The sequence below is a fragment of the Guptibacillus hwajinpoensis genome (assembly GCF_005144865.1).
In the GTDB taxonomy this organism is placed as follows: Bacteria; Bacillota; Bacilli; order Bacillales; family Guptibacillaceae; genus Guptibacillus; species Guptibacillus hwajinpoensis_A.
Window position 1 is genome coordinate 598,215 of sequence record NZ_SWFM01000001.1, and the last position, 18,827, is coordinate 617,041.

Annotated in this window: 18 protein-coding genes and 1 pseudogene; 4 read left to right on the forward strand and 15 right to left on the reverse strand. The window is 39.9% G+C overall.

Annotated elements, in window-relative coordinates:
• Positions 1–10 precede the first annotated feature (10 nt).
• The gene (gene ylbD, locus FBF83_RS02960; protein ID WP_169525148.1) at positions 11–394 is read right to left on the reverse strand and encodes a spore coat protein YlbD; all 384 of its coding nucleotides are present in this window, start codon (positions 392–394) and stop codon (positions 11–13) included.
• 147 nt (positions 395–541) lie between these two features.
• Between ylbD and FBF83_RS02965 the strand changes: the two genes are divergently transcribed.
• Positions 542–1,036 carry a PaaI family thioesterase gene (locus FBF83_RS02965; RefSeq protein WP_136945636.1) on the forward strand — a complete coding sequence of 165 codons (495 nt, stop codon included), beginning with the start codon at positions 542–544 and terminating at the stop codon, positions 1,034–1,036.
• Here the strand turns inward: FBF83_RS02965 and FBF83_RS02970 are convergent.
• From FBF83_RS02970 to FBF83_RS21100, 3 genes and pseudogenes are all read right to left on the reverse strand, one after another.
• Complete coding sequence (locus FBF83_RS02970) at positions 1,023–2,093, reverse strand: CAP domain-containing protein (RefSeq protein WP_136945637.1); 1,071 nt, start codon at positions 2,091–2,093, stop codon at positions 1,023–1,025. The two genes, FBF83_RS02965 and FBF83_RS02970, sit on opposite strands and share 14 nt — an antisense overlap.
• A gap of 161 nt (positions 2,094–2,254) precedes the next feature.
• Positions 2,255–2,626 carry a CBS domain-containing protein gene (locus FBF83_RS21095; RefSeq protein WP_240688014.1) on the reverse strand — a complete coding sequence of 124 codons (372 nt, stop codon included), beginning with the start codon at positions 2,624–2,626 and terminating at the stop codon, positions 2,255–2,257.
• Positions 2,627–2,647: 21 nt separating this feature from the next.
• A pseudogene (locus FBF83_RS21100) lies at positions 2,648–2,989 on the reverse strand (YugN family protein); the annotation flags it as partial.
• Between the two features lie 210 nt (positions 2,990–3,199).
• On the opposite strand from FBF83_RS21100, the gene safA reads away from it, so the two are divergent.
• Positions 3,200–3,829 carry a SafA/ExsA family spore coat assembly protein gene (safA, locus tag FBF83_RS02980; protein ID WP_136945639.1) on the forward strand — a complete coding sequence of 210 codons (630 nt, stop codon included), beginning with the start codon at positions 3,200–3,202 and terminating at the stop codon, positions 3,827–3,829.
• A gap of 95 nt (positions 3,830–3,924) precedes the next feature.
• Here the strand turns inward: safA and FBF83_RS02985 are convergent, their stop codons facing one another.
• Positions 3,925–4,299, reverse strand: a complete 375-nt coding sequence (locus FBF83_RS02985) for an Asp23/Gls24 family envelope stress response protein (RefSeq protein WP_136945640.1) — start codon at positions 4,297–4,299, stop codon at positions 3,925–3,927.
• Positions 4,300–4,454: 155 nt separating this feature from the next.
• Here FBF83_RS02985 and ytvI point away from each other — a divergent pair, with 155 nt between their 5' ends.
• Positions 4,455–5,513: a sporulation integral membrane protein YtvI gene (gene ytvI, locus FBF83_RS02990; protein ID WP_136945641.1), complete on the forward strand. Its 1,059-nt coding sequence runs from the start codon at positions 4,455–4,457 to the stop codon at positions 5,511–5,513.
• 212 nt (positions 5,514–5,725) lie between these two features.
• Here the strand turns inward: ytvI and FBF83_RS02995 are convergent, their stop codons facing one another.
• The 5 genes from FBF83_RS02995 to cyoE form a co-directional block, all read right to left on the reverse strand.
• Positions 5,726–6,070 carry a cytochrome C oxidase subunit IV family protein gene (locus FBF83_RS02995; protein ID WP_136945642.1) on the reverse strand — a complete coding sequence of 115 codons (345 nt, stop codon included), beginning with the start codon at positions 6,068–6,070 and terminating at the stop codon, positions 5,726–5,728.
• 4 nt (positions 6,071–6,074) lie between these two features.
• Positions 6,075–6,689 (reverse strand): cytochrome c oxidase subunit 3, encoded by a 615-nt coding sequence (locus FBF83_RS03000; protein ID WP_136945643.1) that lies wholly within the window; start codon positions 6,687–6,689, stop codon positions 6,075–6,077.
• The gene (ctaD, locus tag FBF83_RS03005; RefSeq protein ID WP_240687956.1) at positions 6,686–8,524 is read right to left on the reverse strand and encodes a cytochrome c oxidase subunit I; all 1,839 of its coding nucleotides are present in this window, start codon (positions 8,522–8,524) and stop codon (positions 6,686–6,688) included. The genes FBF83_RS03000 and ctaD overlap by 4 nt, the downstream gene beginning before the upstream one ends.
• Positions 8,525–8,550: 26 nt before the next feature.
• Complete coding sequence (gene coxB / locus FBF83_RS03010) at positions 8,551–9,576, reverse strand: cytochrome c oxidase subunit II (RefSeq protein ID WP_136946466.1); 1,026 nt, start codon at positions 9,574–9,576, stop codon at positions 8,551–8,553.
• Between the two features lie 106 nt (positions 9,577–9,682).
• Positions 9,683–10,624: a heme o synthase gene (gene cyoE, locus FBF83_RS03015; protein WP_136945644.1), complete on the reverse strand. Its 942-nt coding sequence runs from the start codon at positions 10,622–10,624 to the stop codon at positions 9,683–9,685.
• A gap of 392 nt (positions 10,625–11,016) precedes the next feature.
• Between cyoE and FBF83_RS03020 the strand changes: the two genes are divergently transcribed.
• Positions 11,017–11,910, forward strand: coding sequence for a heme A synthase (locus tag FBF83_RS03020; RefSeq protein WP_338109113.1), 894 nt, complete (start codon positions 11,017–11,019; stop codon positions 11,908–11,910).
• Positions 11,911–11,940: 30 nt separating this feature from the next.
• On the opposite strand, the gene pyc is transcribed toward FBF83_RS03020, so the two are convergent.
• The 5 genes from pyc to glsA all read right to left on the reverse strand — a co-directional run bounded on the left by pyc (position 11,941) and on the right by glsA (position 18,816).
• A complete protein-coding gene (gene pyc / locus FBF83_RS03025) occupies positions 11,941–15,381 on the reverse strand; it encodes a pyruvate carboxylase (RefSeq protein WP_136945646.1) in 3,441 nt (1,146 codons plus the stop codon).
• Positions 15,382–15,403: 22 nt separating this feature from the next.
• Positions 15,404–16,564 (reverse strand): putative lipid II flippase FtsW, encoded by a 1,161-nt coding sequence (ftsW, locus tag FBF83_RS03030; protein WP_136945647.1) that lies wholly within the window; start codon positions 16,562–16,564, stop codon positions 15,404–15,406.
• A 393-nt stretch (positions 16,565–16,957) separates the two neighbouring features.
• Positions 16,958–17,392, reverse strand: coding sequence for a site-2 protease family protein (locus tag FBF83_RS03035; protein WP_136945648.1), 435 nt, complete (start codon positions 17,390–17,392; stop codon positions 16,958–16,960).
• A gap of 125 nt (positions 17,393–17,517) precedes the next feature.
• Positions 17,518–17,787, reverse strand: coding sequence for a YlaN family protein (locus FBF83_RS03040; protein WP_369810606.1), 270 nt, complete (start codon positions 17,785–17,787; stop codon positions 17,518–17,520).
• Between the two features lie 99 nt (positions 17,788–17,886).
• Complete coding sequence (gene glsA, locus FBF83_RS03045; protein WP_136945650.1) at positions 17,887–18,816, reverse strand: glutaminase A; 930 nt, start codon at positions 18,814–18,816, stop codon at positions 17,887–17,889.
• Between the last annotated feature and the right edge of the window lie 11 nt (positions 18,817–18,827).

Sequence of the window (18,827 nt, forward strand, 5' to 3'; positions counted from 1 at the left end):
AAATCCCCTCCTAATCATGACGAAATGGAAATGGGGAATGGGAGTGAACATAAGGTGCTTGTTGCTTTGGTTTGCTACGGAATTGCGAGAGAACCTCTTGTATCGAATAGACAGCTCCACTAAATTGTTCTATTCCTTTTTGTAATTCATCAAAATTCATTTGTTTAATAGCAGAAAGCATTCCTCCTGCCTTTGTACTCTTATCAGCAGATAATTCTTCTTTATCATCCTCATCGTCAAACCAGGTTTGATCGTCCTCACCGAAAAGCATCCACTCCTCAAAAAGCTCCTGAAGAGTTTTTTCACCACTCTTCACCATTTTAAGAACATAAGGATTCGCTTTGACGAATGTTTTAAATTCCTGAACTTTTTGACTTGCTTGCGTTTCAGGCATATTCGCCACCTCCATTTCTTGCTAACCATAAATGGTCTTACTACATAATAATTAGACTTTTGACAATTGTGCGCCTATTTATTGGTGCATACGACCATTACTGGTAAAATGGATAAGTAGTAAACTTGCTTAGGAAAGGATTATCATATGGAAAACGAAAACATACATGCACTCTTATCAGAAATGCTTGAAAAGGCTACGAATGAAGAAAGAAAAAATCTCTACTCCTTGCTAGAAGGAATAGAGAAAAAGCAAAATAACCACTATAAAACTTATTTAGCAGGGTACATGGGGATTAAGAGTAAGCTCCTTGACGAGAATACATACGAAAGCATCATTCCAAATCGAGAGCTCATACATAATCCTCTTCATGTTGTCCATGGAGGGGTGACAGCTTCTCTAATCGATATTGCAATGGGGTCACTTGTTCATCAGTCTCTCCCTCCAAATAAAGCAGCTGTAACATCAGAGATGAACATTCACTACCTCGCTAAAGGCAGTGGAAAAGATTTAAGATGCCGCTCACATGTGTTATTCAAAAGTGAGACTAGGTGGGTTGTGAAAGCAGACGTTTTGCGTGACGATGATACCATCATTGCAACCGCAACAGGAAATTTCATGATTATTCCTAGAAAGGTTTAATGAAATTCTGAGTGTAATATTCACGATAAACGCCAACTCCTATTTCAGTGAACTCTTCATTTAGCAGCGCTTCACGATGTCCTTTACTATTCAACCATCCAATCATGGATGCTCCTGCATCTGGGTACCTAGCTGCGATATTCTCTCCAGCATAGCTGTATAGCACATCACCACTCTTCAATCGGTCAGATAACTCTCCTTCTGAAGGAGAAGTATGTGAAAAGTAATTGTTGATACCCATATCTTTACTATGGCCAAAAGCCACTTTGGATACTTCTTGATTATATGAAAGAGGTTTCTTATCTGAAAGATTTCTAAGAACATTCGTCATAGCGAAAATTTGCTTCTCCATTGCCGTTTGAACTTCTTCCCACTGTGTCTTACTAAGAGAGGCAGCTTCAATTAACTCACCACGATAAGAGACTGCATAGGGCCGTTGCTTTACAAGCACGTGCGGCTCAGCAAGTCTTACAGCTCTTAAGCTTCCGTTGAATTTATCGAAATAATATTGTGCAAATAGTTCTTCATGAATCTTTACTAGAGGTTTCTGTTGTACTTCTTCGTTGGAAAGTTGAAACCGATAGTCATAACCGTTCACTTTAAGTGGAACTTCTTTTTGTGGGCTAGTTTCATTAAAAACGTTTTCAGCTTGCTCTCCCATAGGATAGTTCTCGCCAGCATCTACGTTACCCATGAAGAAAATGGTTACTACTTTTCCATCTTCGATTCCAACTTGAAGATATTCTGAACTTGATTGCTCATAAATCCACCAGTCATACCCATACGCGGAGGGATCTACTCGATCCGGCTCTCCCAGCTCTTTAGTAATTCCTTCAGAACTATTTCCAATCCACTTTTCAATACCTGTAAGTGCAGGTAAAGGTTTACTAGTTACTTCAGGTGCATCCTTTGTTGTCTCCTCAAGTACTGCCTTTTCTTCTGTTATGATACGTTCAACTTCAGGAACAACCTTATTCCAATCTATTCGTTCATATACAGTCATTCCGATAACTATCAAAACGATTAGCATCACGAAGCGAAGCATGTTTCTAATCATCGGATCGCCTCCATTTCATTGTATCTATTATGCCTCAACTATCGTAACTATCGCAACGGTTTCACATTACAACCCACATATCTTGTAGCTATATTTCTTACCTGTGTGACAAAATCCAAAAAAAACAATAAAAAAAGAAGAGCACGCAGGCTCTTCTTTTTTTAAGCATTAATTTTTTCTTTAAGTAGGAAATAGGAAACAATCCCAACGAAACGTTCACCGTCTAAAACAATCACTTCCGTTAGACGAGATTCGTTCATTAACTCTGCAGCCTGTTCAGGCTTCATATCTGGAGACAAAGTGATTTGAGGCTTTTCCACTAGCTCTTCAACCTTGGTAGTACCAGCTTCATTATCCGCAAACCCACCAACTGCAATAGCACGGTCCGTTACAATGCCCATTAGATGCTCGTTCTCATCACAAACAGGAACAATTGTAACGTTCTCATTTTTCATTACAGCTGCAGCGACGGAAACGTTATCAGACGGTTTACAAGGTGTGACATGCTTGGCAAGTTCACCTACTGATACCATGCTTCGCTGCAATGCAGATCCTAATTGATCTCGGACAATTTCTAGTTTTTTATTACATGTGCTAATAATGGTTTCTGGAAATTCTTCATCATACTCCACACCGTGTGGGTAATAATGTTTTCCAACATAAGGCTTTCCTAGTTTAATTACAGCGTGAGCTGACTCCACCATTCCCTCAATTGCTACGCCTGGTACTCGAAGATAATAAACGTCGCCATTTGTCATATCTTCAAATTTATAATCATATGTAACTCGCTCATAATCCCATTGCCCCGCAAGGACTAAACCGTTTTCATGCATGATATGGTCTAAAATGGAAAACTGAACAATCGTTGATTCCAGACCAGTGTTTTCAAATTTCATTATTCGTTTGCCTCCTTTGTATTTCACAACAAGTCCACCCTCTAATAATAGTATAAGGGGCACTATAGTTGCAATGTTTACTTACCATTATGCGCGATAACAGCTTCTATATTATGGTTTTCAGTAGTTATCTTTAAAAAATAATTTTTTTATAAAAGTGGGGTAATATCACCACTTTTGGTCAAACTACGATTGAAAGGAGATGAAGTGATGAAAAAGTATATCCCATTATTGGTTGTATTTCTTCTTGCAGCTAGCCTATTTTCACCCGAAACTGCATATGGACAGACTACATACACTGTAAAATCTGGTGACACACTGTGGAAGATTTCCAAGCGGTATCGAATTGGGCTCACGGAAATTATTAACGCCAATCCTCAGTTTAATAATCCAGACTTAATTTATCCTGGAGATCGAGTGAATGTTCCAACCGGTAATCCATCCATCAACAAATCAAAAGATATTGGACAGCAAGTAATGGATTTAACGAATCAGGAAAGAGCGAAAAATGGTCTATCTCCATTAACATGGAATTGGCAGGTTGCAAGGGTGGCAAGGTACAAATCAGCTGATATGAGAGATAAAAACTACTTCTCGCATCAATCACCAACTTACGGATCACCATTTACTATGTTAAGGGATTTTGGTGTTTCCTACCGAAGTGCCGGTGAAAACATTGCTGCAGGCCAGTCTTCCCCAGAAGAGGTCGTAAGAGCATGGATGAATAGTGAAGGACACCGTAAGAATATTCTTAACGCAGGCTACACTCAGATTGGTGTTGGATACGTATCAGGTGGCTCTTATGGTCATTATTGGACACAAATGTTTATCTCAAAATAAAAAGAAACATCCATCACTGGGGGTTTTACTCCCCCCATAAGGGTGATATAAATTCGAAAGATCCCCTCTCAATCGATAGGGGATCTTTCAATATGTTATTCGCTTTCTATCTCATCTTGTTCCACAGGTAGGATCAATCTAGAGACAATGACATTAACTTCTTCGACACTAAGCCCAGTCATTCTCTCAACATCATTTTTAATCCGCTCTTGAAGCATGTAGCACGTAAATGGAATGATTTCTCCAAATCCAATCGCTACTTCTACACGTAAGGACAATCCCGTCTCTTCTAGGCCTTCTTCATACTGAGATTTATTTCTTTTTCTGATACCCACAATTCTTCTAAGGGTGTGCTTTACAGGTGAAACAATAAGTTCAACCCCTTCTGTTTCTTTTACAGCAACATCCAGGATAAAGTCAATTACGCTCTCAGAAATAACAAGGGTTCCCTGATTGTTTTCTTTTCTCATGATGTGATGTTCCCCCTTTTAACCTTCCCTATACCTACTATATGAGAAGACGAAAAAGAATTATGCGTTTTATAATTCGTTTCTCCCTACTGGTAAAGCGCCATAGTCCGTACTATAATAAAGATAGATGGTTTGACTTAGAAAGGAGAACAAGATTGCCAAAGATCCTCTCAAAACGCTTTTTGCTCATTATATTGGTCATCGCTTTTTTAGCCGTTTTGGCGTTCTGGATTTTACCAGTTTCTATTCCTCTTATTCTTGCGTTTTTCAGCGCACTTGCTCTTGATCCAGCTGTTAAACTGATTCAAAAGAATACAAAGCTAAAGAGGTATTTTCCAGTTATTATTGTCTTCACCCTATTTGTTATTCTTATTGCACTCCTAGGCTACTTTCTTATAACCAAAGTAATCACCGAAGGTATAGCACTTGTTGAGAACTCCCCTGTATACATTCAAAACATTACCCAAATGTGGGACAGCATGGAATCAAATATGGAAGCAGTTTCAAAAAGTTTTCCTAAAGAGTTCGTTGAGGAATTTACTAATCAAGTTGACCGATTCCTTGAGAATACGAAGAATACAATTAGTAGCATCGACTATTTAAAAATCATCACCATCATTGTAACGGGCATTCCAAATTATCTTGTAAGTATTGTGGTGTATTTAATTGCACTATTCTTATTTTTGATGGAACTACCTAAATTAAAGCAAAAATCTTATTCGTACTTATCCGAACAAACTGCTGAAAAAGTACAGTTTATGACAGGTCGCTTATCTTACGTCATATTCGGATTTTTTAAAGCACAATTCCTCGTTAGTATTATAATATTTGTAGTCAGTTTAATTGGACTACTAATGATTACACCTAAAGTCGCTCTTCTTATGGCGTTTATTATATGGGTGATTGATTTCATTCCAATTATTGGTTCAATCGTCATTCTAGGTCCATGGGCACTTTATTACTTAATCATAGGCGATATTGCTACAGGTAGCCAAATGGCGATCCTAGCTGTCGTTCTCCTTATTATCCGTCGAACGGTAGAACCAAAAGTGATGGGACGCCACATCGGTCTATCTCCTCTATCTACATTAATTTCTATGTATATAGGGTTACAGCTTCTTGGAATTATGGGCTTTATTATCGGACCAATCTTACTAATTGCATTTAACTCAGCCAGAGAAGCAGGATTGATTCGGATTAACTTTAAACTTTAAAAAAGCGTGGCATTTGCCACGCTTTTTTATTTGCCTCTTTTCGTAAACATTGTTGCTATAAGAGTGACAGGGATTTCCGCTTCAATCAGCTAAGTCTGGCTCTTTATACAAAAATTCTTTCAAAAAGCAACAATCTTTGAGAACAGAGCCTTTTATTCTCATATACAAAAAAAAGCTGCTCAATATGAGCAGCTTCTTTTCTTTGCACATTATTACCAAATCATTCCCATTAATGCGATTACCGCAGTCGCTGCAACGAAGACTCCAAAAAAGATCCCCCATGCAGGATATTGATGACCTTTGTGGCTTAAATGCATGAACATATAAAGTTGGAAAACCAGTTGAATCCCTGCTAGGATCATAATGAAAACAACTGTGAATGCATCGGATATGGCGTCACTCGCCACTGCAACGAAAGCAATCATAGTTAGGAAAATCATCATGGCAAAGGATACAATTTGCTGTTTGAATTCCTTCTCATGTGCGATCTTGTGATGAATGTCAAGGTGACTCTGATCGTGCTCAGATAATGTTTCTGTGCCTTCATGATGTGCCATTTAATTAACCCACCTTTCCCATTAAATAAACAACAGTAAAGATAAAGATCCATACAACATCGATAAAGTGCCAGTAAAGGGCAAACAGGTAGAATTTAGGTGCTGTGTAGAGATCCATCCCACGTTTTAAATTACGAATAATAAGAAGTGTAATCCAGGAAATCCCTACGAATACGTGGGCACCGTGAGTTCCTACTAGCGTGTAGAACGCAGAACCCCATGCACTACTACGAATGGTATGTTCATATTCATGTACATAATGAGTGAATTCGTAAATTTCAAGACCAAGGAACGCAAGTCCGAGAAGTCCTGTGACAACAAACCATCCAATCATTCGCTTAAACTGATTTGTTTTAAGTGCCATCGTTGCAAATACAGACGTTAAACTACTTGTTAAAAGGAGCATTGTTGCAATAAATACGAGTGGAAGTTCAAACAATTCATTTGCAGTCACTCCACCATTTGTTGCATTCCTTAGTCCTAAGTATACCCCAAAAAGCGAGGCGAAAAGCACGGTTTCGCCTCCAAGGAAGAACCAGAAACCAAGGAATTTGTTTTTTCCATCTAAAGTAGCCCGTTCTGGATTGGCAGGTAATTTGTTCATTGCTTCAGGTTTCATTTGTCTTCCCCCCCTTCATCAGGCAGGTCTTCTTTATGGATATGATATCCATGATAATCAATAACAGAACGTAGAATCATCGCTAATGCGACAACCCCAAGGCCTCCAATTGCGATTGTCCAGTTAGCAAATATTGCTGCTAACGACGCGATGAAAAAGCCAAGTGACAATAAGAATGGAAGAATAGACGCATCAGGCATATGAATATCATCAAGTGGTTCAGCAGGAACCATTGCTTTATTGCTTGCCCGTTTTTCAAGCCACCATGCATCAAGTCCACGTACAAGTGGTGTTTGTGCAAAGTTGTATTCTGGTGCTGGAGAAGAAATCGCCCACTCAAGCGTTCTACCATCCCATGGGTCATTACCAGCTTTTTTACCTTTCACAGCAGTTTGGATAATATTCCAAACCATGATAATAGTAGCAAGTCCCATTAAGAATGCTCCGATCGTCGCGGCAAAGTTTGCCTCATCAAGACTCTGTCCAGATAGATAAGTATATACACGACGAGGCATTCCCATTAAACCTAGGAAGTGCATCGGGAAGAATGTTAAGTGGAATCCAATAAAGAAGAGCCAGAAATGAAGCTTTCCTAGAACTTCGTTTAACATTGTTCCAAAGATCTTTGGCCACCAGTAGTACATACCAGCAAATAGACCAAATACTACACCACCAACGATAACGTAGTGGAAATGGGCAACAACAAAGTAGCTGTCATGATACTGATAGTCAGCAGGCGGAACACTAAGCATAACGCCTGTCATACCACCGAGTACAAACGATGGAATAAATCCAACCGCAAACAGGTTTGCTGTTGGGAAACTTACTTTTCCTCCCCACATTGTAAAGAGCCAGTTAAAGATCTTAACACCTGTAGGTACAGCGATTAACATTGTTGCAACTGCGAAGATTGAGTTTGCAATTGGTCCAAGTCCAACAGTAAACATGTGGTGAACCCAAACCATGAATCCTAAGAAACCAATAAGTGCCGTAGCGAATACCATTGCTGAATAACCGAACAGACGCTTACGAGCGAATGTCGCAATGATTTCAGAGAACATTCCGAATGCTGGAAGCACAAGAATGTAAACTTCTGGGTGCCCAAAGATCCAGAAGAGATGTTCATAAATAATCGGATTACCACCCGCTTCAGCCGCAAAGAACTGAGTTCCGAACAAACGGTCAAACATAAGAAGTGCAAGACCAATTGTAAGTGCAGGGAATGCAAAAAGAATAAGACCAGATGTTATAAAACTAGACCAAGTAAATAGCGGCATACGCATGAATGTCATGCCTGGTGCACGCATGTTAATAATCGTTACGAGGAAGTTAATTCCCCCAATTAATGTACCAATACCGGATACCTGAAGTCCTAGTACGTAGAAATCAACGCCATTTCCAGGACTTGTTGTCGAGAGTGGTGCATATCCAGTCCACCCTGCATCTGCAGCTCCTCCCATAAACCAACCAAGGTTCAATAGAATACCACCTGCAGAAAATAGCCAGAAGCCGAGGGAGTTTAAGAATGGAAATGCTACGTCTCGAGCTCCGATTTGGAGTGGTATAATCGCATTCATGAACCCAAATATGAGTGGCATGGCTGCGAGGAAGATCATAGTCGTTCCGTGCATAGTAAGCAACTGATTAAATGTTTCAGCGCCAACAAAATTAAATTCTGGGTAAAGCAATTGCACCCGTAGTAAGATTGCTTCCAAACCGCCAATTAGAAAGAAGAAAGCACCGGAAGCGAGATAAAGAATCCCGATCTTCTTGTGGTCAACGGTTGTAAGCCAATCCCAAATAGGATTTTTCTTTTTATAAGCATGTGCTGACACGAATTAAACCTCCTTATTTCCGATGACTATTCTTCAACCTTTAGACCATTCAGATAAGCAACAAGAGCATTAAGCTCCTCATCGTTTAATTGGTCTTGGAACGCTGGCATGTTGTTACCAGGTTTATAATCAGATGGGTTACTGATCCAAGCTTTGATGTTCTCATCTGTGTGATCAAGAATGCCCGCCACTTTCTCTCGGTCACCAAAGTTTGTTAAGTTTGGACCTGTATTTCCACCATCAGCACCAACGGCGTGACAGCCGATACAGCTGTTCGCAAAAATTTCTTCACCCTGTGCTGCTTGATCGGTAGCTGCTTTGGAACCTGCTTCCTTCATGCTTTTTGCCCAGGCGTCGAATTCTTCCTTCTCTTGAGCAATTACTTTAAAGTCCATCAACGCATGGGAAGGTCCACAAAGCTCAGCACATTTACCATAATATGTACCTGGTTCTTGAGCATTTAGCCACATTTTATTAACTGTAGCTGTATTCGTATCCATCTTTCCGCCTAGAGTCGGAACCCAAAAAGAATGAAGTACGTCTTTGGAAGTGAGTTCGAAATAAACTCTTTCCCCTGTTGGAATATACAAATCTTGAGACGTTTTGACGCCTAGATCTGGATATTCAAACTCCCACCAGTATTGGTGTGCTGTTACTTTGACTACGGTTGCACCTTCAGGTACTTTTTCAGTTCCTTCGTCTAATGCAAACGTCGCCATTACTGTCGGAACGGCAAGGATTAAAAGAAGAATAATAGGGACTACTGTCCATAGAATCTCAAGCACTACATTTCCTTCCGTTTGTTCTGGAATTTCATTGTCGCTTTCACCTCGTCGTCTGAAGCGAATAAGCACAATCGTATAAATAAGTGCTACTACAACGAAAACTCCAATCATGATGTAAAGGCTTAACATCATGAGATTAAATTGCATCTCAGACCCTTCCCCTTTAGGGAGCAAAGTCGTTAGCTGTTCGTTACCGCAACCCGTAAGTGTTAACGCAATTACCGATAACAGTGGTAAAAAACGCCAAGCATTTCTCCAACGTTTCATTTGCACCTTAAACCTCACTTTCTTAGTAGCTTTTACTCATATTGAGTTATAGGAAGTCAATGCGAGCTTATACCCGCATTGACTGACCATACTTAGTACATTGTTCTTAAGGATTAATATTTACTGCAATCATAACAATAAACAGAATTGTAATATAGTTCAGTGAGTACACAAACATAATTCGTGCCCACTTAATATCATCCTTCATGAAGAAACCAGCTATTCCAATTGCGAGCCATCCAAATCCTAGGATTGCAGCTACTGTAATATAAACTGGACCGAAGCTGTACAACAGTAGTGAAACTGGTACAAGCGCTGCAGTATAAAGTACAATTTGACGCTTCGTCATCGGAAATCCAGCCACAACAGGAAGCATTGGAATTCCCGCATCTCGGTAATCATCCACTCGTTTCATTGCAAGTGCAAGGAAATGTGGAGGTTGCCAGATAAACATGATTAGAAACATTCCCCATGCTACTGGACTTAAATTAGGATCAATGGCAGCCCAACCAATTAATGGTGGTAGTGCGCCTGAAAATGATCCAACAACCGTGTTCAATGAAGTTGTACGCTTTGTCCACATTGTGTAAAGCACAACGTAAATGACAAGACCTAGAAGACCCAATAGTGCTGCCATAGGTTCAACTATTAAGAGCATAACGGTACCGGCTATAGATAAACCAAGACCTACAAAGAGCACCTGGTTTGCAGGAATCTTACCTGTTACAGAAGGCCTTGTGTTAGTTCTTGCCATAACCTGATCAATGTCACGGTCAATGTAATTATTTAAAGATGTTCCCCCGGCAACAACAAACGCTGTCCCCAACATCGTTAAAATGAGCACCATCGGATTAGCGAATAGATCAAACCCTGCAGCTACGGAAGCAACCCACAAACCTGTGAATGCCGTAATTAAATTGTCAAAGACAATACCAAGCTTTGTTAGTGTAAGGAAATCTTTCCAGGTACCTGTCGGATTAGCTTCTGAAAGTGGGCCTGGCTCCATTACTCGATTTGAGGCTTCGTAAGCCGTTCTAGTTTTACTCAATCTATACACCTCCTTTTTCATTTGACTGAAGAAGTTCAGTCTGTCCGCTGTTCATGTTAGACAATCTTATAAGAAGACTGTATAAGCCCTGTTTATTATTAGTTATCACGATTACCCCTCCAGGTTTCTTACTAGCTGTCTAGAAAATGTAATTCAATCTTCACATCTTTCTATTAAATATGTGTTACAGCTATGGTAAGATAATGTTGGTTTTGTGAAAGGAAGCAGTATCCGCAATCCTTATCCATTATAAACGAATCTAATTGTTTTGTATACGTTGTTTAAATGTGAGGATTCGTGTTTTCTTTTGTAGAAAGATGTAAATATCGTCTGCTTCATCACACATTCATTGTACTATGAATCAGCGACAATATGATAAGAAGGTGTTATTTGTGAATAAATTGTTGAAATTGTTCGGGATAATTACTTCCCTTGGTATGCTTCTAGTTCTATTGATGGGAGCTGTTGTTACAAAGACGGGATCTGGTGATGGCTGCGGGAATTCTTGGCCGCTTTGTTATGGAAAAGTATTACCTGAAGCTCCAGAGATTGAAACGATTATTGAGCTAAGTCATCGCGTTGTATCAGCTTCCCTCGGTTTATTGGTTATCATCCTCGCGATTTGGACTTGGAGAAGAATTGGACATATTCGTGAGACTAAATTCCTAGCAATTGTCTCAGTATTCTTAATTGTATTTCAGGGTCTGTTAGGAGCTGCAGCGGTTGTATGGGGACAATCTGATATAATTCTTGCTTCTCATTTCGGATTCTCTCTAGCAAGTTTTGCAAGTGTTGTGCTTTTAACGATTCTTGTATTCGAGGCATCTGGTGCTCAGAAAAAGCCTAATGTTCCGAAACGCATTCGTTTCAATCTTTACGGAGTCACCATTTACTCTTACATCGTTGTTTATACCGGTGCCCTTGTGAGACATACAGGTGCTAGCATGGCATGCGACAATGTGCCATTTTGTACGGACGGACAACTATTCGCTTTTACTGGTCAACAAGGTATTCAAATGCTCCATCGAGCAGCTGCTGTTCTTATCTTCGTATGGTTGCTTTATATCTTAATTATCGGAATGAAGGAGCTTAAAAACGAAGTTACGATGCGACGTGGAATCACTATTGCATTTACATTTGTCTGCCTACAGGCCCTTAGCGGAATTCTCGTAGTTGTATCAAACCTTAATCTTTTCCTTGCTCTCTTCCATGGCCTTTTTATCTCAGGATTATTTACAGTATTGCTGTATCTCGTTATGCTCTCTCTTCGAAGTAGAAGACAATAGAAAAAGCTGCGCAGCTGCGCAGCTTTTTTTCTATTCATTTAATTCGAGTAATAAATCTCCTGTTTCAATACCTTCTCCATTAGAAACATGTATATGTTCAATAACACCACTTCGAGGTGCTTGAACAGTTGTTTCCATTTTCATTGCTTCTGTAATCATTAAATGATCACCTTTGTTAACTCTCTCGCCCCTTTCAACAAGAACTTTGATGACTGTCCCTGGCATAGTTGCTCCAATGTGATTAGCATTCGTTCGATCTGCTTTTGGCTTAGCGGCAACCGCAGTTTTAATATTTTCATCTTTAATCACAACTTCGCGAGGCTGACCATTCAATTCAAAATAAAGTGTACGCTTACCTTCAAGATTCGGTTCACCAATAGATACAAGTTTAACAATTAGTGTTTTACCTTGTTCAATCTCTACTTCCACTTCTTCACCAAGACGCATTCCATACAAGAACGTCGGTGTATCAAGAACTGAAACGTCTCCGAACATGTCTCTTACGTCTTCATACTCTAGGTAAACTTTTGGATAGAGCGCATATGAAATAAGATCATGACTCGTAACCTGACGATTTAATTTATGATAAAGCGTCTCTTTCAAGTCAGTGAAATTAACAGGCTCCAAAAGCTCTCCTGGTCTTGTTGTGATCGGTTCTCTGCCTTTGAGAATAATTTGCTGCAGTTCTTTTGGGAAACCTTCATAAGGTTGTCCAAGGTATCCTTGAAACAGTTCAACAACAGAATCAGGGAAATCGAGTGTCTCGCCTCGTTCATACACATCATCTTCTGTTAAGTTGTTTTGCACCATATAAAGAGCCATATCCCCTACAACCTTAGAAGAAGGAGTTACTTTCACAAGATCGCCGAACATCTCGTTTACTCGGCGGTACATGCGTTTTACTTCATCCCAACGCTCACCAAGACCGACGCCTTTTGCTTGTTGTTGAAGGTTACTATATTGACCACCAGGCATTTCATGTTCATAAACCTCTGTATGAGGAGCTGTCATCCCACTTTCAAATCCACTGTAATATTTACGAGTATCTTCCCAGTAGTGAGAAAGCTCTTCAAGAGCCTTGATGTTAATGTCTGGTTGTCTTTCAGATCCATCTAACGCATAGTAAAGTGAATTGGCACTTGGCTGAGAAGTTAATCCAGCCATTGAGCTTACCGCTACATCTACGATATCAACGCCTGCTTCTATGGCTTTCGCATATGTATAGATGCCGTTACCACTTGTATCATGCGTATGAAGGTGAATGGGAATGTCTACTGTCTCTTTTAGGGTAGAAATCAGTTCAAATGCAGCCTGTGGCTTCAACAATCCTGCCATATCTTTAATACCGAGAATATGTGCACCAGCAAGTTCAAGCTCTTTTGCAAGTCTTTGATAGTAAGCTAGATCATATTTCGTTTTGGATGAGTCGGAAATATCACCTGTATAACAGATTGAAGCTTCTGCTACTTTTCCTGTTTCACGAACGGCTTCAATGGCTTTGGTCATACCTTCAACCCAGTTTAGACTGTCGAAAATGCGGAAAACGTCAATTCCTGCATCAGCTGATTTTTCTACAAATTCTCGAATCAAGTTATCTGGATAATTTTTATAGCCAACAGCGTTTGATGATCTTAGTAGCATTTGGAACATCACATTAGGAACTTTCTTTCTCAGTTTAATTAATCGATCCCACGGGTCTTCCTTCAAGTACCGCAATGAAACATCGAACGTAGCTCCGCCCCACATTTCCATCGAAAACAGTTCTGGCAGCATGCGAGATGTTGGCTCTGCAATGTGAATTAAATCAGTTGTACGAACTCTCGTTGCAAGAAGCGATTGATGTCCATCACGGAATGTTGTATCTGTTAGCAACGTCTTCTTCTGATCCTTTACCCAGTTAACAAGTCCTTCAGCGCCTTGTTCATCAAGAATTTGTTTCGTACCTTTAGGAATTTCTTCACTATACTTTAGGTGTGGAATTCTTCTTTTTGAAAATGCAGGCTTTTTCTTCCGGTCAAGGCCTGGAAATCCATTGACTGTGATGTTTCCGATATAAGAAAGCATCTTCGTTCCACGGTCTTTTCGCTTTGGAAATACAAAAAGTTCTGGTGAAGAGTCAATAAAGGAAGTATCGTAAACACCTGAACGGAAATTCTCATGCTTCATCACGTTTTCAAGGAATGCAATATTCGTCTTAATTCCTCTAATTCTAAACTCTTTTAGGTTCCTCACCATTTTGGAAGAAGCATGATCAAAGCTAAGCGCCCACGTTGAAAGCTTAACTAACAGTGAATCATAGTGTGAAGTAATTACCGCACCTTGATAAGCATTTCCAGCATCAAGACGCACTCCAAACCCACCGCCTGATCGATATGCCATAAGTTTACCAGTATCAGGCATGAAATTGTTCTCTGGATCTTCTGTTGTCACTCGACACTGTATAGCAACACCATGACAGTCAATTTTTTCCTGTGCTGGAATACCAAGTCGCTCTCCATGCAGATGTTCACCTTCAGCAATCATAATTTGAGATTGCACAATATCAATACCAGTAATCATTTCTGTAATTGTGTGCTCTACCTGCACTCGTGGATTAACTTCAATAAAGTAAAATTCCCCAGCCTGATTCACAAGGAACTCAACAGTCCCCGCATTTACATACTGAACATTTTCCATTAACTGAACAGCAGCTTCACAAATGTCTTTACGAGCCTGTTCACTAAGAGATACGCTCGGCGCAACTTCCACTACTTTTTGATGTCGACGTTGGACGGAGCAATCTCTTTCATATAAGTGCAAGGTATTCCCGTGTTTATCGCCAAGGATTTGTACCTCAATATGTTTAGGATTCTCTACAAATTTCTCAACGTATATTTCATCTCGTCCGAAAGCAGCTTTAGCCTCAGATTTTGCTCGGTCATATGCATCTGCAAGAGCTTCTTCGCTTCTAACAATTCTCATTCCTCTTCCGCCGCCGCCAAGAGCCGCTTTAATCATTAGAGGATATCCATTTTCATTCGCAAAATCCCTTACCTCATCAAGTCCATCTACTGGACCATCTGTACCAGGTATAACGGGTAATCCTGCCAAAATGGCTTGTTTACGAGCTTCCACTTTATCACCAAACATACGAAGGTGTTCAAGTTCAGGTCCAATAAAGATAATGCCTTCTTCGTGACATCGTTTAGCAAATTGGAGATTCTCAGAAAGGAAACCGTATCCAGGGTGAATGGCATCGATATGATTGGCTTTGGCTATTTCGATTATGCCTTCGATATCGAGATAAGCATCAATCGGCTTTTTACCTTCTCCTACAAGATAGGCTTCATCAGCTTTATATCGGTGATAAGATCCACTGTCTTCTTTAGAATAGATCGCTACAGTACGAATATTTAATTCGGTACATGCACGAAAGATACGAATAGCAATTTCGCCTCTATTGGCAACAAGTATTTTAGAAATAGCTGTCATGTAAATTCCTCCTTGAATTAAGTCAGAGTTCCATTTGAACTGCATGATCCTTCTTAATGTAGCTTGTTTTCTGTTCTTTTCTTATGTTCACAAAAGCCGAAATATTTATTAGAATACCAACAGACATCATAAGCAAGATTAATGAAGACCCTCCGTAACTTATGAAGGGAAGCGGCACACCTGTAACGGGAAGCCAGCCTGTAATAGCACCAAGGTTAACAACTGTCTGAACACCGATCATACCTGAGATACCAATGGCAAGAAGGCTTCCAAACGTATCTTTGCACCTAATCCCGATAACAAAGCCTTTAAAAACAATATAACCGAGCACGCCTATTACAAAGACAACGCCAAGCAATCCTAGTTCTTCTGCAATAATCGCCATAATGAAATCCGTATGTGGTTCAGGAAGAAAACCGTATTTCTGAATGCTCTGACCAAATCCCTGGCCAGTAATTCCTCCCGATGCTATCGCAATATAAGAGTTAATCAAGTGAAAACCACTATCTTCTGGGTCTGAGAATGGATTATAGGCACCCGTAAATCTTGACGCCTGCTCAGGAGAAAGCGACATCCATGCACCTGCAAATAAAATCGCACCAATAATAACAAGTCCAAAAATATGCTTCCATTTCATACCTGAACAAATAATTACAATTCCAGACGTTAACGCAATAATCATAGCTGTACCAAGATCAGGTTGAGATGCTACTAATGCGAAAATCAATCCGATAACCATTAAGGGAGGAAGTGCCCCCCTTACAAAGTTAGAAATATAAGCCTGCTTCTTAGAGTAGATTGCTGCCAAATAGATAATTAAACCAAGCTTAACGAATTCAGAAGGTTGAAAACTAAACGGGCCAAGCTCGATCCAGCTTCGAGCATTATTTGTGGTTGATCCCACAAACCTTACAAGAATTAATAAAAATATTGAAACACCGAGAATTGGTACAATAAATTTCCGGTATGCTTTATAAGGAAAAAGCATTGCAGTTAAGAACATAACGAGGGAAACGATAAGCCATATAATTTGCCTATTAAAGAAAAAAGCACTGTTCGTTTCATGTCTCATTACTGCCCATACCATACTTGCACTGTACACCATTACGAGTCCAAACCCGCAAAGGAGTAAAACACTAATGATTAATGAATAATCATAATGCTTAAATAGTTTTTTAATCATAAACGTCATCCTACCTGTTTATTTTCTCGTGAGAAGTTTGTACCAGCACATGATTAACTCCATCATTGTTGTATTACTGCACCACCATCAGCTTTTCGATTGTCCAGTTGCAGTGGGCAGATACTCGGTCACTTCACCTTTCAACCTGAACATAAAAAACATGTTCATTTTGAAAGGCTCCAGTGCCTGCCGTATTTAAACGCCCACTTCCACTTTTCGAAGTCCAGTTGCAGTGGGCAGATACTCGGTCACTTCGCCTTTCAATCTGAACACAAAAACCGTGTTCATTTTGAAAGGCTCCAGTGCCTGCCGTATCTAAACGCCCACTTCCGCTTTTCGAAGTATGTATAGGATTCGATGGTTTTTGGGTTAAACCTGCCTGTCCGGTTTAAATTAGGATTTATGGAAGATAACTTTCATTACGGTCCAGCCGTCTGATTGTTTTCCAAAGAATTTAAACGGAATAAGGTTTGTTATACCAAGCCAGAGATTAAAGAATAGAATCCAAGTAATGATCGATGGATCGAGTGGAAGAAACGGCGAAAGGGCAGCTACAAAAAGATTTACGAAAGGACCAGCTAGTGCAATCACAACCTTGCTGTAAGCCTTCTCGGGTTGTGGACTGATCGTCATTCCACCGGCGAAATAAATGGCGTTAACTGCTACTTCTCCTCGAGCATGTTTCCAGGTAAATAATCTTGGACCAACGCCCAGGTGAAGTTTTACACCAGCAGTAGTAAAGAAATTCGCAGCTAGCGTATGACCTGTCTCATGAAGTAAAAGACTGAGTGGAGAAATGACAAGGATCACCATGAGCAAATCATTCATTCATATCTACTCCTAAAATCTTCTGAATTCTATTAAGACCTACTCGTATTCTATCATATTTTATGTATAGGTTCGTAAGTGGCAACAAAAAAAGCTCAAACTATCCAGGATAGTTTGAGCATCTGTTATTTCCCTATACTAGCTTCATGCAGAGCTGAAAGCTGCCGTTCAAGTGACTCAAGCAGTTCCTTCCCATCCTCTTCATTTACAAGGCCAAGACGAACAGCGAAATCTATTTCGCGAGATAAACCAAACATTTGTGTATCAAGAACCTCTTCATACAGAGGACACTGAGGCATAGTCAAATTCTCCATTTGTACTTCGATGAGTTTTAGGATCTTATGCGCATCGGCCTTTAACAGCTCGTATGCTTTTTCACGATGTCCTGTTGCCATACCAGTTGACAAATCTGATCCCTCCGTTCCCTTTCCCATTCCTTCTATTATCATAAAAGGAATGCAAAAAAATTGCAAGAAAAAGCAGGGTAAGTGTAATTAGAAAATACTTAATTCATATTGTGCAGATAAATTCTCGAGAAGCTTATTTCCAGCTATACTATTTCCTTTTTGATCAAGAGGTGGGCTATATACGCCTATCCCCATCTCATTAGGTACAAGGCTCAAAATACCACCAGACACGCCACTTTTTGCAGGAATTGCTACATTAATAGCAAATTCTCCTGACGCATTATACATTCCACACGTGACCATAAACGTTTTCACAATCCTTGCAATGTATCTTGGTATAATCGGTCTTTCCGTCTCAGGATCTCTTCCTTCATTCGCAAGAACCATTCCAATTCTTGCAAGGTCTTTGCAATTCACTTCAATGGCACATTGTTTCGTATAGGCTTCAAGCAGCATTTCAACATTATTGTCAATGATACCATGCTGTTTCATAAAGTAGCTTAACGCTCGATTGAGGTTTGCAGACTCGTATTCTGAATCAGCAACTTCGTTATTAATTCCAATGCTTGAATTATTCGTCATATCGTGGATAAGTTGCAAAATTCGTCCAACTTTTTCTTGAACTGAACTTCCATGTATCATGTTAGTGACTACGAGTGCGCCAGCATTAATCATAGGGTTTAATGGTTTCGATGGAACCATCGTCTCAAGCTTCGCAATGGAATTAAACGGATCTCCTGTCGGCTCCATTCCTACTCTTGAGAAGACTTGTTCTTCTCCAACATCCATAATTGCAAGCGCAAGCGTAAGCACTTTTGAAATACTCTGGAGTGTAAACATTTCACCTACATCACCTGCTGACAAACAGCCTTCTTCCTTTGAATATATTGCAATTGCTAATTTATCTGGATCTGCCTTTGCTAGTGCTGGGATATAATCCGCTACCTTACCATCTTTCGTATAAGCCTTATTCCGTCTCACTAGTTTAACTAATTCTTCTTCTGTACGACATCTCATTTTGAATCCTC

Bases quoted from the DNA above. Each gene is read 5' to 3' on its own strand.
- FBF83_RS02970 (WP_136945637.1), bottom strand. From the start codon at position 2,093: ATGATTAGAAACATGCTTCGCTTCGTGATGCTAATCGTTTTGATAGTT.
- FBF83_RS02995 (WP_136945642.1), bottom strand. From the start codon at position 6,070: ATGGCACATCATGAAGGCACAGAAACATTATCTGAGCACGATCAGAGT.
- FBF83_RS02965 (WP_136945636.1), top strand. From the start codon at position 542: ATGGAAAACGAAAACATACATGCACTCTTATCAGAAATGCTTGAAAAG.
- glsA (WP_136945650.1), bottom strand. From the start codon at position 18,816: ATGAGATGTCGTACAGAAGAAGAATTAGTTAAACTAGTGAGACGGAAT.
- FBF83_RS03035 (WP_136945648.1), bottom strand. From the start codon at position 17,392: ATGAATGATTTGCTCATGGTGATCCTTGTCATTTCTCCACTCAGTCTT.
- ylbD (WP_169525148.1), bottom strand. From the start codon at position 394: ATGCCTGAAACGCAAGCAAGTCAAAAAGTTCAGGAATTTAAAACATTC.
- FBF83_RS21095 (WP_240688014.1), bottom strand. From the start codon at position 2,626: ATGGTATCAGTAGGTGAACTTGCCAAGCATGTCACACCTTGTAAACCG.
- FBF83_RS02985 (WP_136945640.1), bottom strand. From the start codon at position 4,299: ATGAGAAAAGAAAACAATCAGGGAACCCTTGTTATTTCTGAGAGCGTA.
- pyc (WP_136945646.1), bottom strand. From the start codon at position 15,381: ATGACAGCTATTTCTAAAATACTTGTTGCCAATAGAGGCGAAATTGCT.
- FBF83_RS03000 (WP_136945643.1), bottom strand. From the start codon at position 6,689: ATGAAACCTGAAGCAATGAACAAATTACCTGCCAATCCAGAACGGGCT.
- FBF83_RS03040 (WP_369810606.1), bottom strand. From the start codon at position 17,787: ATGGCAACAGGACATCGTGAAAAAGCATACGAGCTGTTAAAGGCCGAT.
- coxB (WP_136946466.1), bottom strand. From the start codon at position 9,576: ATGAAACGTTGGAGAAATGCTTGGCGTTTTTTACCACTGTTATCGGTA.
- safA (WP_136945639.1), top strand. From the start codon at position 3,200: ATGAAAAAGTATATCCCATTATTGGTTGTATTTCTTCTTGCAGCTAGC.
- ftsW (WP_136945647.1), bottom strand. From the start codon at position 16,564: ATGATTAAAAAACTATTTAAGCATTATGATTATTCATTAATCATTAGT.